Raw genomic sequence first — 15677 nt, forward strand, 5'->3', positions numbered from 1 at the left:
GGCATAAACAGTTGACCAAGTGTAGTGTCAACCGTGCTGGTGGATTCGCGCGAACTGTTCCGGTAGGCGGGCGGTCCGCGGTCCGTCTTTTTGCCCCTCGTTTTTCGCCCGAAACATGATCGAACTGGACCTTCAACGCGACCGGCGCGCGGCGCCGACGCTCGTCGAACAGGTCGTGCAGAGCTTCGCGCGCGCGATCGACTCGCAATCGCTGCGCGCGGGCGCACTGCTGCCGTCGGTGCGGCAGCTTGCCCAAAGCCATGCGCTGAGCACCTTCACCGTGACCGAGGCGTACAACCGCCTGGTGTCGATGGGGCTCGTGGTCGCGCGGCGCGGCTCCGGCTATAGGGTTGCGGCGCGCTCGTCGTCCACGCGGGCGGCCGTCGCCGACTGGACGCCGCCGAGCCTGACCGCGACGTGGCTGCTGTCCGACGTGTTCGCCGATCACTCGGTGCCGATCAAGGCGGGCTGCGGCTGGCTGCCGAGCGAATGGACCAACGAGAGCGGCCTGCAGCACTCGCTGCGCGCGCTGAGCCGGGTGCCGGCCGCGCGGCTCGGCGACTATGGCCATCCGTACGGCTTCGCGCCGCTGCGCGAGCGCATCGCCGAACAACTCGACCGGCGCGGGCTGCCCGTCGACGTCGCGAACGTGCTGCTCACGCAGGGCGCGACGCAGGGGCTCGATCTGATCGTGCGCACGCTGCTGCGCGCGGGCGATGCGGTGATCGTCGAAGATCCCGGCTACTGCAATCTGCTGCAGATCCTGAAGCTCGCCGGGCTGGTCGTGCATGGCGTGCCGCGCACGCCGGCCGGCGTCGATACGGACGTTCTCGCAACGCTGGTCGCGCGGCACAAGCCGAAGGCGATCTTCGTCAACACCACGCTCCAGAATCCCACCGGCGCGACCTTCGGTATGTCGGCCGCGTTCCGCTTGCTGCAGATCGCCGAGCGCGAGCGCATCTGGGTGATCGAGGACGACGTGAGCCGCGAACTCGCGCCGGCCGGCGCGCCGCTACTGGCGGCGATGGAAGGCTTGCAGCGCGTGTTGCACGTCGGCGGCTTTTCGAAGACGGTGACGCCGTCGCTGCGCTGCGGCTATGTGGTGGCGGAGCAGGCGGTGCTGCGCGAACTCGCGCGCACGAAGATGGCGGTGGGGCTGACGTCGTCGGAAACGATCGAGCGGATCGTCGACAAGGTGCTGGTGGAAGGGCGTTACGCGCGCCACGTCGAGACGGTCAACGAACGGCTCAAGCTCGCGCACGTGGCACTCGAAGAACGGCTGGACGCGCTCGGGCTCGAGGTGTTTCACCGGCCGCGCGCGGGACTCTTCATGCTGGCGCGTCTGCCGATCGAAGCGGAGCGCGCCGCCGAGGTCGCGACCGCCGCGCTCGCGCACGGCATCTGGCTCGCACCGGGCTCCTACTTCCGTCCCGACGACGCGCCGAGCGCGTGGTTCCGCTTCAACGCGCCGTATTCGAGCGACGACGCGTTGTGGCGCTTCATCGAGCGGGTCGGGCAGGGGGCGTGGTAGACGCGGCGGCGCGCGTCGAAAGCTCAGCCGCCGTGCCCGATCAGCTTCAGCGCGATCGGATACAGCGACGCGACCAGCAGCAGCGCCATCGCGATGTTGAAGACGCGCAGCCGCTTCGGGTTCGACAGCACCTCGCGCATCGCGGTGCCGAAACCGGCCCACACGCAGATGCACGGAAAGCCGATCACATAGAACACCGCAGCCATCGCGACGGCGTTCATGCCGAAGCTGTTGCTCAGGTGAATCGTCGTCGCGGCGGTCAGCACCATCATCCACGCCTTCGGATTGACCCACTGAAACGCGATCGCCTCGTGAAAGCGCATCGGGCGACGCTCTCCGTTCCTGAGCTTCAGTTCGCCCGACGTGCCGATTTTCCACGCCAGATACAGCAGATAAGCGACGCTGACGACTTCGAGCACCGTATACAGCACGGGGAAATGCACGAACGCCTCGCCGAGGCCGATGCCGACCGACAACATCAACAGCACCACGCCGACGCTGATGCCGGACAGATGGGGCAGCGTGCGGCGAAAGCCGAAATTGACGCCCGACGCGAGCAGCATCGTGTTGTTCGGACCGGGCGTGATCGAGGTGACGAGCGCGAACAGGATGCCGGCGGGCAGCGCGCTGAGAGTGACGAAAGACATGGGGGCTCCGGTGTCGCCAACAGAAAACGGTGAGGCTCATTCTAGCGACAGGGGCCGGTACAGTACCTGTACGGTTTTGAAAATGATGTCCGGTACGGATCGATGATGACTTGATTGGCCGGAAAGCGTCGCCACGCGGCGTTTCAACACTCGGTAGTTAACATATGTTGCATTTATTTTTTTAATGGCAACATATGTAGACGGCTGGCGCAGCAGCCCGCCATCCATCAGGAACCTGCTGCACGATTGGAGATACCCATGAAAGTGATGAATTGGTCCACTGTTGCCATGCTCGTGGCGGCAACGTTGGCGAGTCCGGGCGCGTTTGCGCAGGACGCGACGTCCACGCTCGCGAAGATCCAGCGAAGCGGCGTGATCGCGATTGGCCATCGCGAGACGTCGGTGCCGTTCTCGTACGTCGACGCGAACAACGAGGTGGTCGGCTTTTCGCAGGACCTGTGCAACAAGGTCATCGATGCGGTCAAGGCGAAAACGAAGCGTCCGGACCTCAAGGTGCGCTTCATCCCGGTCACCTCGCAGAATCGCATTCCGCTCGTGCAGAACGGCACGGTCGATCTCGAATGCGGCGTGACGACCAATCTCGCGGCGCGCCAAAGCCAGGTGGCGTTCGCCGACACGTTCTTCGTCGCGACGACGCGTCTTCTGACGCGCAAGGACTCGGGCATCAAGGACTTTCCGGATCTCGCCGGCAAGACGGTCGTGACGAATCAGGGCACGACGTCCGAGCGCATCCTGCGCAAGATGAACGAGGACAAGAAGATGAACATGCAGATCATCAGCGCGAAAGATTACGGCGAAGGGCGTCTCACGCTCGAAAGCGGCCGCGCCGTCGCGTACATGATGGATGACGTGTTGCTTGCCGGCACGCGCACGCTGACCGCGAAGCCGTCGGACTGGATCATCACCGGCACGCCGCAATCGTCGGAAGCGTATGGCTTCATGTTGCGCCGCGACGATCCGGAGTTCAGAAAGCTCGTCGACGACACGCTCGAACAGGTGATGAAAGGACCGGAAATCCACACTATGTACGACCGATGGTTCATCAAGCCGGTGCCGCCGAAGAACATCAGCTTCGACTTTCCGATGAGCGATTCGCTGAAACAGCTGTACGCGCAGCCGAACGACAAGGCGCTCGAATAACGGCTTTGGCCGCTATTGCGCGTAGGAATGGTTTCTAGTGGCAGTCTTTTGCTCTTTCCTCTATACCTGGCTATAGGCGGCGCGTTTCGGTTGAACGTCGCCTATAGCGGGAACGGAGGTGCAAAGTGAAGAGGCCGATGGAATCTTCGCGGCGCGGACGGATTTTCCCCAGTGGAATTCTTCGTGCTGCGCTGGCGTTGGCAAGCGGCGTATTCATGGTGTCCGCAAACGCCGACGCACAAATGCGCGCGATTACGATCGTATCGGGCACCTATGGCGAGAATTGCGGCGCGCCGCGCGGCAACCTGACTCGTGAGCTCGAGCGTCATTGCAACGGACGGGAAACTTGCGATTACGCGCTGCCCGGCCTGCACAAAGGCGGCACGACAATGGCATGCCCACGCGACTTCCACGCCGAATGGCATTGCGACCACGCGGACTTCCACACGGCGGCGCTGGGTCCCGGCGCGAAATCGGGCGACACGCTCGTGCTGGGTTGCGTCGAGTCGCGTGGCGCGGGCAAATAGCTCCGTGCGCGAATAAAAAGGCCGAGGCCCTAACGGGTCTCGGCCTTTGATTTTTGCTGCGGTCTTTTTAGCTGGCTTTACGAACCGGCGCGAACCGGCGCGAAGCGCCGCTTGCTGAGCGACGGCCCGATACGACGGAACCGTTCCCGTTTGTGTTCTTCTTCGAAGTGCGCGAGCGACGGCTTGACCAGATCGCTGCGCGACAGGATCCCCATCAGACGCATGCTGTTGCGATCGGCGACCACCGGCAGGCGTTCGAGCCCCAGCACGGCGAGCCGCGTCGCCACCAGCCGGCAGGTTTCGGATGACAAGGCAAACGCGGTGTTGTGTTGCGCGAACACGTCGGCGAGCGTCATCGCGCGCTTGCGTTCCGTGTCCTCGGCGCAGAAGCGTTCGAGCAACATGCGGTCGGCCATGCCGATCACCGCGCCGTCGCGCACCACCGGATACGCGCGGCGCAGCTGGTTCGCGCCGAACAGCGTCTGCAGCGTTGCGCCGACCGTCGTGGCGGCATCGACCGATTCGACCGAGGCGGTCATCACTTCGTCGACATAGTGGCGCTCGAGCGGATCGACGCCGTACTCGCGATAGATGTGATAGCCGCGTCGCGCGATTTTCTCGGTCATGATCGAGCGCCGCATCACGACCGTGGAGAAGCCGTGCGCGATCAGCGTTGCCGTCAGTAGCGGCAACAGCGCGTTGGCGTCGTGCGTGAGGCCGAACGCTAACACGATGGCCGTCAGCGGCGCGCCGAGCGTGGCACCAAGCGTCGCGGCCATGCAGACGAGCGGCCACAGCGCCGGTTCGCTGCCCGGGAGCCAATGCGCGAGCACCGTGCCGAGTCCGGCACCGAGCATCAGGAGCGGTGCGAGCACACCGCCCGACGTGCCCGAGCCGAGCGCGATGACCCACATCACCGCCTTCACGGCGAGCAGCAAAAGGGCGACCTGCACCGCAATGTGCTGATGCAGCAGATCGCCGATCACGTCGTAACCGACGCCGAGCGCGCGCGGTTCGAGCCAGCCGCCGATACCGACGACGATGCCGCCGAGCGCTGGCCACCACATCCAGTGGATCGGCAGCTTGCCGAACAGGTCTTCCACCTTGTAGAGCGAGGCGGACAGGCCGGACGCCAGCGCGCCCGACAACCCGCCCGCGACCGCGCACGACAGCAGCGACCAGCCATCGGGCGCGGCAGTCTGTAGCGGAAACAGCGGACCTGTACCGAAGAAAATCACGCGGGCGAAGCCAGCGACCGCGCACGCCACCGCGACTGGCAGGAAGCTGCGCGGCCGCCATTCGAACAGCAGCAGTTCGATCGCGAGCAGCACGGCCGCGAGCGGCGTGCCGAACACCGCGGTCATGCCGGCCGCCGCGCCCGCTACGAGCAGCGTCTTGCGTTCCGCCGACGTGACCTTCACGCACTGCGCGATCAGCGAGCCGAGCGCGCCGCCGGTCATGATGATCGGGCCTTCCGCGCCGAACGGCCCGCCGCTGCCGATCACGATGCCCGACGACAACGGCTTGAGCACCGCCACTTTCGGCGACATCTTGCTCTTGCCGAACAGGATCGCCTCGATCGCCTCGGGAATGCCGTGGCCGCGAATCTTTTCGGAGCCGAAGCGCGCCATCAGCCCGACGATCAAACCACCGATCACCGGCACGCCGATCACCCAAATGCCAAGCGTATTGATGGCGGGCGAGCGGTCGACGAACGACAGCGTGCCGAAGAAAAACAGATTGGTGAACAGGCGAATCAGGTTCAGCAGAACAAAGGCGGCAATCGTGCTGACGAAGCCGATGCCTGCGGCGAGCGCGAAGATGCCGGGCAGCCGTGCATTCGCCGCGAAGTCGCGTTTATGGGAATCCATGCTCATGGTTAGTCGAGGTCGATCCGTGGAACCTGGAAGGAGCCTTCGAGCGATCTCAATTCGGCGCGATGCAGTTCCGCAAGCCGTTCGAGTACCCGTTCTCCCGCTCTTTCGAGGTGTACTTCAACCTGGCGGCGATCGGTCTCGCTGACCTGGCGGCGCACGAGATTCAGTGCCTCGCAGCGCGATACCAGCGCGACGACGCCGTGATGTTGCGCCTGCAGACGCTCCGCGAGTTCGCCGACGGTCGCCCAGTCGCGCTCCGGATAGCCCTTGATGTGCAGCAACAACAGGTATTGCAACGGCGTGATGCCCTCGCTTTGCGCGGCCTGCTCGGAGAAGCGCTCGAAGCGCCGCATCTGATAGCGAAACTGCGACAACTGCTCGAAATCGCTCTTAACGAGCTTGCGAGTCCGTACTTTCATGGCAAATCCGCCAATGTGAAGAAAACCGAAAATATATCACGTCATGATGTACTTGGGCGAATTGCGGCCGTCGCAACGGCATCGCGCGGCAGGTCTCCTCGGTCTTTTAGTTGAAAATCAGGCCGCCTCGCGGGCTCGGGTGGCGGTTTGCCGATACAGGCCGGAGATCAGGTCCACCTGCGTGATCATGCCGACCACGCGGCCCGCGCGATCGAGCACCGGGATGTGGTGATGGCCGAAGTTCGCGAACATCGGCACCCGTTCCGTGATCGGATCGGTGGCGGCGACGGTGCAGACGTCGGTGGTCATCACGCTGCCGACGTCCGACGTCCGACGTGCGAAGCGCATCGCCGCGCAGCCAGCCATCGAAGTAGTTGAGGATCGGACCGAGCGCCGGTGTCGATGTCGAGCAGTTCGTCACGGCGCCCGAGCACGGCTTTGACGTCTTCGCGGAATATTCGCGACAGGTCCGAGCAGCAGATACATCAGACCGCCGGTGAACGCGATGCCGAGAAGCGCGCCGAGGCACGAACGCGCACGCTCGTGCCATTTCACGGTGAGCGGTGCAGGGAGAAAGCTGGCAAGCCAGCCGAGAGCAAGGAGAGCGGGACAAGATAGGAGCAGAAAGTAGTCGATGATGCCGGGCCCGACATTACCGGGAAAACCTGGCAAGGCGAATACAGTCTGGTCATGATTATATGTCAATATGATATAAAAGTTCTCCGCCCCCCGCGCGGCGCGCGGAATCTGTCGCATCTCGCAGACAGTCGAGAACACAGCCGACGTGCTTCAGCATGGCCCTTAAATCACCCCTCGGCGCGTTCTTTTTTGTCACGTCGTGATATAAAATGAGAGCAGACGGATTGAGAGGACTGGTTGGCCGTTGCCTGATAGACCGATAAAGGAGCCATCATGATGATCACATTTCAATCGACGGCGTCGCCGGATGTCGTCATGCTCAGGGATCTCGCACAATATCTGCTTGGTCTGATCGGCAAGCGGCTCGGCGCGCGGGGCGTTATCAGCCGCGACGAGCTGCCCCGCGCGATCGATCGGCTCGAAACCGCCATCACCGAAGACGCGGCCGCGGAAACGACCCTCGAAGCATTGCACTGCTCAACCAGTAATCAACGCGAGTCGCGCAACCGGCTGTCGCAGCGCGCGTGGCCGTTTCTGGACATGATGCGTGCGGCGCGCGCCTCGGACGCGGACATCATCTGGGGGCTGTAGTTCGTCGAGGGAATCGCGATGAAACAACTTGCGTCGTGTCGACGTTTCGCAATCGTCCTTATTTCGGTTTGCGCCGTTCCGCTTGCCTATGCGTTCTCACCCGCGCAGCAGACCGGCCGATACCCGCAGCCGGTGTGCGGCTCTTGCGCCGCATCGTGCGGCACGGGGGTGCGAAGCAGTGTGATCGGCGTGTATGGCGGCACCGTTGTCGACCAGTTGTCCAGCGGAGCGGTGCTGCTCGTGAGATGGCCGAACGGTTCGCCGCACGAGGCATGGACCGCTCGGTCGCATGGCTATGGTTTGCCCGTCGACCCCGCGGCAAACGGTGCTCATGTTTTCTTTTTGTGGCCTGAGTCATAGCGCGGTGTTCCTGACCGGCGGCGCCAAGCAACCGCTATTTCAGGGCAGGGATTCGGTGGCCGCCGAAACTGGCGAATAGTGTCTGTTTGACGGCGTTTCTGTAGGTATTTGCGTGCATCGGTGTCGCGCGGTATATATCACGAACTGACATATAATTAATTGATCACGTGCCGCACGGCGCAAGGAGGTTCTCATGTCGAGCTTCAAGCGCATTCTTCTCTGCTACGACGGAACTCGCGAAGGACAACACGCGTTGAAGGACGGTGCCGCTCTCGCGCAAGACCTGAACGCTGAAGTGCACCTGCTTTCCGTGCTCAACAATACGGCGTGGATGCAGGGCGCGGACATTACGGCCGCGGTGCCGGTCGATTTCATCAACGAATCCGCCAAAACGCTGCTCGACGAGGGCTTACGGAAGCTCGCGGCACGCGGAATTCGCGCGACCGGTCATCTCGCGATCGGCGAACCACTCGATGAGATACCGTTTTTCGCTAACGATCTGAAGGCCGATCTGGTCGTCGTCGGTCATCGTCGCAGTCACGGACTCGCGCGATGGTGGGGTGGCCGGCACGACGGGCTGCTGCTCGATCGCGTGACGTGCAGCGTACTGGTCACGATGGGCGCGGCAACCGATGCGCCGGCCGCAGCCGCAGGCACGGGCGAGACCGCGCGGTCCGCCGAACATTCATGAGCGTTGTTTTGTGTGTTGTGTGTTGAGTTGTGTTGCGTTGGCACGGAGGCACACCATGAAAGACGTCGACGAACAGTTCAATCATCCTCAGCCCGTCAGGCACAGCGATAACGAAAAGAGCAAGCTGCCGCAGCGCGCCGCCGATGCGCAGCGGCCGAAGAAAAAACCCGAAGGCGAGCCGCCGGTCGAGTGACGAGGGGCGGCGCCACGCCGTTCAGTTCGCGCGGAAACACTAAAACGCTGCCAGCCCGAAAGCCTGGCAGCGTTTTAGTCATGCATGCAAACCGCTGGCACAGGCGACCGACATCACGTCAGACAATCAGAAGTCGGTGCTGACCGACAACAGGAACGTACGCGGTGCGCCCTGGGTCAGGTACGTCGTCGCGCCGTAGGCCGACACGGCTGACCAGTACGCCTTGTTCGTCACGTTCTGCACGGTGGCGCGCAACGTCGTCCTCTTGCCGTAGATGGACGTCTCGTAACGCGCCCCCAGGTCGAAGCGGTTCCACGACGGGATCGACAGCGTGTTGGCCGCGTTCGCTTCCTGCGCGCCGGTATGGATCCAGCGCGCGTTGACCGCGAGCCCCGGCACCATCGGAATGTCGTAATCGGCGCCCAGGTTGAACAGGAAAGTCGGCACGCCCACCGGACGGTTGCCGTCGTAGGTTCCGCCTTGTGTGTTCTCGAGCGTCGCGTCCATCAGCGAAGCGCCGGCCAGCAGACGCAGGCCCTTGAGCGGCTCGCCATGCACTTCGGCTTCGAGACCGCGATGGCGTTCGTTGCCGTTCAGGCCATAGATATGCGTGGCCGGGTCGGTGAACGCCGACGGCTGTTCGATCTGGAAAGCGGCAAACGACGCACCGAGCCTTTCGGTGTCGTACTTGAGACCCACTTCCCACTGCTTCGTGCGGACCGGCGCCAGTTGTTGACCGTAGTTCAGCGTGCTCGCCGGCGCGATGCTGCCCGCGGCCAGCGCTTCGCTGCGGTTCGCGAAGATCGACACGTTCTGCGTCGGGCGCAGAACGAGGCCGAACAGCGGCGTCGTGATGCCGTCGCTGTAGTTGCCGCTGCCGATGCCCGTGTTGTCGTAGTTGGCCGTCGCGATCTCCTGGCGACGCGCACCGACCGTGAACAGCACCCGGTCATGCAGGAAGCCGAGCGTGTCGGACGCGGACACGCTGCGGATCACCGTGGTGGGAGAACTGATGGCAAAAGTGGATGTTTTCGATGAGGTCGAACGGCCGCGACGCGCGGGGTTTGACGCCGCTGCAGCCGCGGTACAGCGCTTGCTACCCACCCAAAGGTTTACTCGCAGGCCGCCATACATGCCACGAAATCCGACTACCTGCCAGAGGTGGAGCGCCCGAGAGGTCCAGCTATTGCACGGCGTGCCGCGCGTGCTCGTCATCGACGACAACGAGAACGCCGCCGAAGCGCTTGCCACCTGGCTTTCCTACGAGGGTGTCGAGGCGCGCGCCGCGACCGGCTGCACCGCGGCGCTGCACTGCGTGCGCAACTGGGTGCCCGACGTCGTCGTGCTCGACATCATGATGCCGGAGCGCGACGGCTACGAAACGGCGAGCGCGCTGCGCCGCTATCTGCCGACGCACAGTCTCGGCATCGTCGCGTTTACGTCGCTGGACGAGGACCACGTGAGGCAAACCGGCCGCGAGCGCCACAACTTCGACGGTTATTGCCAGAAGGGCACGGCGCCGGCCACGCTGCTCGCACTGCTGCGAGGGTTGTGGCGCGGCTAGCGAGGGGGCGCGCGTCGATAAAAAAACGCGGCGGCGTGGACATCGCTCCACACCGCCGCGCTTTTCAACCGCGCTCTTTAGTCGGACCCGCAACCCGCCGCGCTCAACCGCTCAGCTCTTTCGCGCGGTCTGCATCCAGCCGGCTTGCACGCCGAACTGCGCGATCTGTTTCGCGACTGCATCGGCGAGGCGCTTTGCATCGTCCGACACGCCCGCGCGCTTCGTTTCGGTCACGCCGTGCAGGCCCGCGCCGGCCGCTGCCGCGGTCGCGACGGTGCCGGCCGCCGCGCCGACCCCGGCGGTTTCGACCATGCCGGGCATCTTGCCGCTGTCCGCGTTGGCCGTGAAGCTCTGCACGACATGCGGCGTGCCGTCCGCGGGCTGGTAGACGATCCGCACCGCGCTGCTCACCTCGCTCTTGCCCGCGCCCAAGCCGATCAGCGTGCGGCGGCGGCGATTGCCGGCGTCGATCGTCTCGAAGCTGCCCTGCACGAGCAGCACGTTCTGGCCGGCGGGCACCGGCGCGTCGGTGCGCACCGCGTGCAGACCCATCGCCTGCAGCTGATGGACGATCTCGTCGGCGACCTGCTCGCGCACCTGGGCGGCATCGGCAACCTGCTTCTGCGCGTCCGACGAGCCCGACATCTGCGTCTTCAGTTTTTGCAGCATGCCGCCGTTGTCGAGCTTGACCTGCTGCGGATCGGCATCGAACGTGTAGACGTAGATCGTGTCCGGATGCATCGTCGATTGCGTGCCTGCGTCGGCCGTCGCGGACGTGCTCGTCGCGCTCAGATTCGTCACGCTGGCGCCGGCGCAGCCGCTCAGCAGCGCGCCGCCGCACACGAATGCCATGCAGGTGAAACGGGCGGCGTTCTTTTTGATGAAGTTCACTGAAGTCAACATGATGATCCTGTGGTCGGCACGCGGTGCCAGTCTGTTCGAGTCCGTCGCCGATGATCGGGCAACCGTGGGATCGTCGATCATCGGCGAAGGGATTCGCACGTGAAGCCTTTCGATCTCATGCGTCTGTGATTCGTCACGCACCGGCAGCGAACGAAGTATGGGTGAGCGGCTCGCCGAACTCCATTCAACAATTATTTCGAGCGATGTCACGGCGAAACGAAGAAGAGCGCGCGGACGTCGAGCCGCCGATCAGCTCAAAGCGAGCTTGACGATGCAGCACAGGACGAAAACTAGCAGGGCGGCGGCAATGGCCATGTCCAGCGGATAGCGCATTCCTTCACCCTGCCCTGACGTTGCGGAGCTCCTATCGTAATCACCTGACGGAAGATGAAAAGCATCAGTGAAGCGCCAATGTGGGACAGGCAACGTAGCCGCGGAAAGCCGCGCGGGGCGGGGCGGCAGGAGCGCTTCCACCCATCGGCGAGATGCGGCGATGGAGCGGTCGCTCGAACGCGCTCGCATGCTCCGGCGCAAAGATAAAGCGCCATGTGGCGCGGCGCTTTATTCGCAATTCGCGATGAGAATTTATTGCGGTTGTGCCGCTGGCTGACCCGGCGGCGTGCCATGCGGCGCCTTGTTCGCCGCCACGAGATCTTCGGCGGGACTCGTGCGTAGCGTCGCGATCGCCTGCTCGGGATTGGCGGGCTTCAGCTGCTCGCGCGCGAGCGAGTCGTACACGTAGTGACGCAGCATCGGGTCCTGGGTCTTGTTCAGCACGTCGCGGTAGACGGCGACGATCTCGCCTTCATGACCGTTTAGCGCGTACAGACGGCGCAGTTGTTCAAGATCATTGATCACCGCGAAAGCTGGGCTCGGATGACCCATCATCGGACCATGCCCCGGCGGCCCGTCGCCGCGCGGGCCGCCGTCGTGCATAGCGGCGCGCGGCTCTGCGGCGCAGACCCCGAAGCGACGCACGTTGCCGTGAACCGGTTTTCGCCAGGGTGAGTCCGCTGGCGCAACCCAGCCGGATAGCGCATGATTGCTCCGATGTGCCGTGCGACCCCAAAAGCAGCTTGCTGTGGCGGCACGCGCGGCGCACGCAGCCGCCGGCATCGGCGTCGCGCCTGGTGCGGGCGACGCAGAGGCGATGAGTTTTCAACCGCAAGGAGGATTTCGCATGGACCGACCCGATGCAGCCAATCCGTTTGGCGATCTAACCAAAATGCTGGAGCAGTTCAAGCTCCCCGGATTCGACGTGCCCGCCATCATGGAAGCGCGCCGAAAGGACATGGAAGCGCTGGTTCAGGCGAATCAGACAGCATTCCAGGGGATGCAGTCGCTCGCGCAGAAACAGGCCGACATGCTGCGCACCACGCTGGGCGAGCTACAGGCGCTGACTGTGCAGCTCACGGCGGCCGGCACCGCGCCGTCGAGCAAAACCGCGGAGCTGATCCAGCAGAGCCTGCACAAATCGCTCGCCGACATGCAACAGCTCGCACAAGCCGCGTATCAGACCCAGGCGGAGTCGTATGGGGTGATCGCGAAACGCGTCGAGGAGAACGTGCAGGAGTTGAAGTCGCTTCTTCAGCAACAGAAGAAGTAGCGCACGCCGCGAGTTCCGGACGATCTATGACGCGGAGGGCCGCCAGGCCCTCCGCTTTTTTTTTGGTGCGCCAGGCATGGCGCGTAGCGCCGTGACTGGCGCTGTCCGACCCGCTGTGGTGGCGAGCCGGATGACTTGGGGGTGAAAGTCCTCTGCACACCCGGCAAGGGGAAGTGCTAGCTGAACGGCAAGGGTGTCCGTCGTAAGGCGGAATCTGAAGGAAGCCGCAGGCAAAATGCTGGCCTGACGAACAGGAAGCGGATATCAGGCGGTGTGGCGGGGTGAGCAGTCCAAGATCTGTAAAGCCCAATACTTGCACGGAACGCCACGACGTAGATCCGACAGGCATAAGCAGGAAGGTCGCGCGCATTACCCTGGGAGCCCCGTCAGTCTGCCTTGTGCTACTGGCATCGCAAGGTGCCGGGATGGGCTGGCGGGAGTCAGCAGAGGCCATAGTAGCGGCTCGGAACCGGAGCAGTGAAGGGCCGAACCTGACGAGAGTGGATAGTCACGCGTGCTCTCTGAGCGTTTGGGCACAAGTCTCGGCACAGCCGGGAGCCTGCGATCAAACTTGACGGCCGGAAGCCTGAGAGAGGTTGGGGTGTCCATTGAACGACAGGCGACACGACGAACGAAACGAAGCTCGCTGGAGCAATCCAGTCGTCAGGAAACGCCGGATACGTGATCCGTACGTCCGGTGTTGTGGGAGGACGGCGGGGGCAACCCCGCCTCCTACCCGATCCCGTCGGAATTCGCGTTGCAAGTCTCATGTAGTCAGAGGAATGCGGACTCCGCCCGCTCGTTATTCGGCAGACGCTTACATCGATGAACAAGCGCTGCTCACGTTCGCAACTTTTACGCGTGGCGGCCGCAATTTCCGCAGTCGGTCAGTTCTAAATGTCAGACGGAAACCGAATAAGCGTCAAAGCATTGTCGCCAAAAGGCTTTTGCCCACGCTGATCAAACCCGGTCGATCGATTCAACAACTCCGAACAGTTTCAATCGCGCCGCAAACGATGCCGCGCGCCATTCCCCTGACTAAAGTTTCGCCTCGCCTTTCCGTAGACGCATTCACGCAGCCCAACCGGCGTGAAGGCAACCGGCTTTGCCGGTCAGGTGTGCGCCCCTAGTCTCGCGTTTGTGATCGGCTAGATGCAGGTCGCGGCGTTTCACCTCGAAGGAAATTTCTTGAAACCGATGCTTCTCACCCGCATTGCCTGCGCAATGCTCGGGGCAAGCTGCGCGTTGCCGTTCGGCGCGCACGCGACGCTCGGCCATAACGCCAGCACCGTCGACGGCGATCGGACGCGCCTGCATGCGGTTGCTCGCGCGGCCAGCGCACAGGGCGCGTATTCGGTGCATGTGCTGACGCTGCCGTCCGGCACCCAGGTGCGCGAATACGTGGCGGGCAACGGCATCGTGTTCGGCGTCGCGTGGGACGGCCCGACGCTGCCCGATCTGAAGGCGACGCTCGGCGCGTCCTTCGATGCCTACGTGGCCGCCAGCGCGGCGCGGCGCGGCGCGCCGCTCGCGGTCTCGAACAGTGACCTCGTGGTGTTCTCGAGCGGCCATCTGCGCGCGTTCACCGGCTACGCCTATCTGCCGCAGGCGGTGCCCGCGGGCGTCGACGTCAGCGTTATTCAATAACGGAGCGAATCATGCGATCCAGGTCTTCGTGGATGACTCTGCTGGGTGCGGCGCCCGTCGTGGTTCTGGCGCTGCTGTTGAGCGCGTGCGGCGGCGGGGGCGGCAGCGCGAGCACCACGGGCAATTCGAGCACCTCCAGCAACTCGAACGGTTCGGGCAGCTCGACCAGCTCGTCGGGTTCGACCGTGACCAACACGTCGCCGTCGCCGCAGGTGCTGGCCGCCAACGCGGTGCGCGTGACGGTCGACTCGGGCGTCAGCAACGTGCCGAACATGCCGTTCGTCAGCGTCACGATCTGCGCGCCCGGCACCAGCAACTGCCAGACGATCGATCACGTGCTCGTCGATACCGGCTCGTGGGGCGTGCGCGTGTTCGCGTCCCAATTGCCCGCGTCGATGAGCCTGCCGCAGCAGCAGGACGGCTCGGGCAACCTGGTTGCCGAATGCATGCAGTTCTTCGACGGCTACACGTGGGGCGCGGTGAAGCTCGCCGATGTGCAGATCGCGGGCGAAAAAGCCGCTGCGCTGCCGATCCAGGTGATCGATCCGGGCTACGCGTCGCTGCCGGGCGATTGCGCGGCCGTCGGCGCGGCGCGCAATACGCCGGCCGCCTTGCAGGCGAACGGCATTCTCGGCATCGGCGTGTTCAAGCACGACTGCGGCGCGAACTGCGTGCAGCAGGCGATCCCCGCGACCTACTATGGTTGCGGCGGCACCAGCTGCACGTCGATACCGCTCGCGCAGACGTACCAGGTCGCCAATCCGGTGCCATACTTCGCGACCGACAACAACGGCTCGATGCTCAGTCTGCCGACTGTGTCGGGCGGCGCGCCATCGGTGTCGGGGCAACTCGTGTTCGGCATCGGCACGCAGAGCAACAATGCGCTCGGCGGGGCGCAGGTGGTCGGTGTGAGCCCATCGAACGGCACGTTCACGACGGTGCAGAACGGCACCACGTATACGCGCAGCATTATGGACAGCGGCTCGACGGGACTCTTCTTCCAGACCACCTTGATGCCGGCCTGCGCGAGCCCGAACAGCGCTTATTACTGCCCGAGCTCGACGCAGCAGTTGAGCGCGATGATCGAAGGCGTGAATGGCGCGACGAGCGCGGTGACGTTCAGCGTCGGCAATGCGATGTCGATCGCGCAGACTGATAGCGGCGACTCGGCATTGCCGCTGCTCGCGGGCCCGGCATTCGTCACGTCGACGGTGTTCGACTGGGGGCTGCCGTTCTTCTACGGTCGCAATGTCTATGCGGCGATCGAGCAGCAGTCGACGCCGGGTGGGACGGGGCCTTATGTGGCGTACTGAAGTGGCGT

At 64.0% G+C, this 15677-nt stretch carries 18 protein-coding genes and 1 pseudogene; 11 read left to right on the forward strand and 8 right to left on the reverse strand.

The window, feature by feature from the left end; genetic code table 11:
- Positions 1 to 115 precede the first annotated feature (115 nt).
- A complete protein-coding gene (locus OKW27_RS11045) occupies positions 116 to 1531 on the forward strand; it encodes a PLP-dependent aminotransferase family protein (RefSeq protein ID WP_429333487.1) in 1416 nt (471 codons plus the stop codon).
- A 23-nt stretch (positions 1532 to 1554) separates the two neighbouring features.
- Here the strand turns inward: OKW27_RS11045 and OKW27_RS11050 are convergent, their stop codons facing one another.
- The gene (locus tag OKW27_RS11050) at positions 1555 to 2178 is read right to left on the reverse strand and encodes a LysE family translocator (RefSeq protein WP_184007090.1); all 624 of its coding nucleotides are present in this window, start codon (positions 2176 to 2178) and stop codon (positions 1555 to 1557) included.
- Between the two features lie 258 nt (positions 2179 to 2436).
- Between OKW27_RS11050 and OKW27_RS11055 the strand changes: the two genes are divergently transcribed.
- Entirely contained in the window at positions 2437 to 3339 is a 903-nt protein-coding gene (locus OKW27_RS11055) for a glutamate/aspartate ABC transporter substrate-binding protein (RefSeq protein ID WP_090807219.1), read from the forward strand.
- Between the two features lie 215 nt (positions 3340 to 3554).
- A complete protein-coding gene (locus tag OKW27_RS11060) occupies positions 3555 to 3866 on the forward strand; it encodes a hypothetical protein (protein ID WP_260330386.1) in 312 nt (103 codons plus the stop codon).
- Between the two features lie 77 nt (positions 3867 to 3943).
- On the opposite strand, the gene OKW27_RS11065 is transcribed toward OKW27_RS11060, so the two are convergent.
- From OKW27_RS11065 to OKW27_RS11080, 4 genes and pseudogenes are all read right to left on the reverse strand, one after another.
- Positions 3944 to 5743: a chloride channel protein gene (locus OKW27_RS11065; RefSeq protein ID WP_429333488.1), complete on the reverse strand. Its 1800-nt coding sequence runs from the start codon at positions 5741 to 5743 to the stop codon at positions 3944 to 3946.
- 2 nt (positions 5744 to 5745) lie between these two features.
- Positions 5746 to 6162 carry a MarR family winged helix-turn-helix transcriptional regulator gene (locus OKW27_RS11070; protein WP_090807212.1) on the reverse strand — a complete coding sequence of 139 codons (417 nt, stop codon included), beginning with the start codon at positions 6160 to 6162 and terminating at the stop codon, positions 5746 to 5748.
- Positions 6163 to 6279: 117 nt separating this feature from the next.
- Positions 6280 to 6547, reverse strand: a pseudogene (locus OKW27_RS11075) (CBS domain-containing protein); the annotation flags it as partial.
- A 32-nt stretch (positions 6548 to 6579) separates the two neighbouring features.
- Complete coding sequence (locus tag OKW27_RS11080) at positions 6580 to 6918, reverse strand: hypothetical protein (protein ID WP_429333489.1); 339 nt, start codon at positions 6916 to 6918, stop codon at positions 6580 to 6582.
- A gap of 156 nt (positions 6919 to 7074) precedes the next feature.
- Here OKW27_RS11080 and OKW27_RS11085 point away from each other — a divergent pair, with 156 nt between their 5' ends.
- The 3 genes from OKW27_RS11085 (at position 7075) to OKW27_RS11095 (ending at position 8636) form a co-directional block, all read left to right on the forward strand.
- Positions 7075 to 7392, forward strand: coding sequence for a DUF1840 domain-containing protein (locus OKW27_RS11085; protein ID WP_090807209.1), 318 nt, complete (start codon positions 7075 to 7077; stop codon positions 7390 to 7392).
- Positions 7393 to 7945: 553 nt separating this feature from the next.
- Positions 7946 to 8443 carry a universal stress protein gene (locus OKW27_RS11090; RefSeq protein WP_187614167.1) on the forward strand — a complete coding sequence of 166 codons (498 nt, stop codon included), beginning with the start codon at positions 7946 to 7948 and terminating at the stop codon, positions 8441 to 8443.
- A gap of 55 nt (positions 8444 to 8498) precedes the next feature.
- Complete coding sequence (locus OKW27_RS11095) at positions 8499 to 8636, forward strand: hypothetical protein (RefSeq protein ID WP_167368721.1); 138 nt, start codon at positions 8499 to 8501, stop codon at positions 8634 to 8636.
- 126 nt (positions 8637 to 8762) lie between these two features.
- Here OKW27_RS11095 and OKW27_RS11100 read toward each other — a convergent pair whose 3' ends face one another.
- Positions 8763 to 9851 (reverse strand): TonB-dependent receptor, encoded by a 1089-nt coding sequence (locus OKW27_RS11100; RefSeq protein WP_429333490.1) that lies wholly within the window; start codon positions 9849 to 9851, stop codon positions 8763 to 8765.
- Between OKW27_RS11100 and OKW27_RS11105 the strand changes: the two genes are divergently transcribed.
- Positions 9769 to 10200 (forward strand): response regulator, encoded by a 432-nt coding sequence (locus OKW27_RS11105; protein WP_429333491.1) that lies wholly within the window; start codon positions 9769 to 9771, stop codon positions 10198 to 10200. The genes OKW27_RS11100 and OKW27_RS11105 overlap by 83 nt on opposite strands.
- 111 nt (positions 10201 to 10311) lie before the next feature.
- Here OKW27_RS11105 and OKW27_RS11110 read toward each other — a convergent pair whose 3' ends face one another.
- Positions 10312 to 11052, reverse strand: coding sequence for a DUF4410 domain-containing protein (locus OKW27_RS11110; RefSeq protein WP_429334581.1), 741 nt, complete (start codon positions 11050 to 11052; stop codon positions 10312 to 10314).
- On the opposite strand from OKW27_RS11110, the gene OKW27_RS11115 reads away from it, so the two are divergent.
- Entirely contained in the window at positions 10976 to 11206 is a 231-nt protein-coding gene (locus tag OKW27_RS11115) for a hypothetical protein (protein ID WP_429334642.1), read from the forward strand. The genes OKW27_RS11110 and OKW27_RS11115 overlap by 77 nt on opposite strands.
- Before the next feature lie 482 nt (positions 11207 to 11688).
- Here OKW27_RS11115 and OKW27_RS11120 read toward each other — a convergent pair whose 3' ends face one another.
- Positions 11689 to 12039: a hypothetical protein gene (locus OKW27_RS11120; protein ID WP_429333492.1), complete on the reverse strand. Its 351-nt coding sequence runs from the start codon at positions 12037 to 12039 to the stop codon at positions 11689 to 11691.
- A gap of 244 nt (positions 12040 to 12283) precedes the next feature.
- Between OKW27_RS11120 and OKW27_RS11125 the strand changes: the two genes are divergently transcribed.
- The 3 genes from OKW27_RS11125 (at position 12284) to OKW27_RS11135 (ending at position 15669) form a co-directional block, all read left to right on the forward strand.
- Positions 12284 to 12709, forward strand: coding sequence for a phasin family protein (locus OKW27_RS11125; protein ID WP_184025089.1), 426 nt, complete (start codon positions 12284 to 12286; stop codon positions 12707 to 12709).
- Between the two features lie 1197 nt (positions 12710 to 13906).
- Complete coding sequence (locus OKW27_RS11130) at positions 13907 to 14356, forward strand: DUF2844 domain-containing protein (RefSeq protein WP_429334582.1); 450 nt, start codon at positions 13907 to 13909, stop codon at positions 14354 to 14356.
- Between the two features lie 11 nt (positions 14357 to 14367).
- A complete protein-coding gene (locus OKW27_RS11135) occupies positions 14368 to 15669 on the forward strand; it encodes a DUF3443 domain-containing protein (protein ID WP_429333493.1) in 1302 nt (433 codons plus the stop codon).
- Positions 15670 to 15677: the final 8 nt, after the last annotated feature.

The organism is Paraburkholderia sp. 35.1 (assembly GCF_050436525.1).
Lineage (GTDB): Bacteria > Pseudomonadota > Gammaproteobacteria > Burkholderiales > Burkholderiaceae > Paraburkholderia > Paraburkholderia tuberum.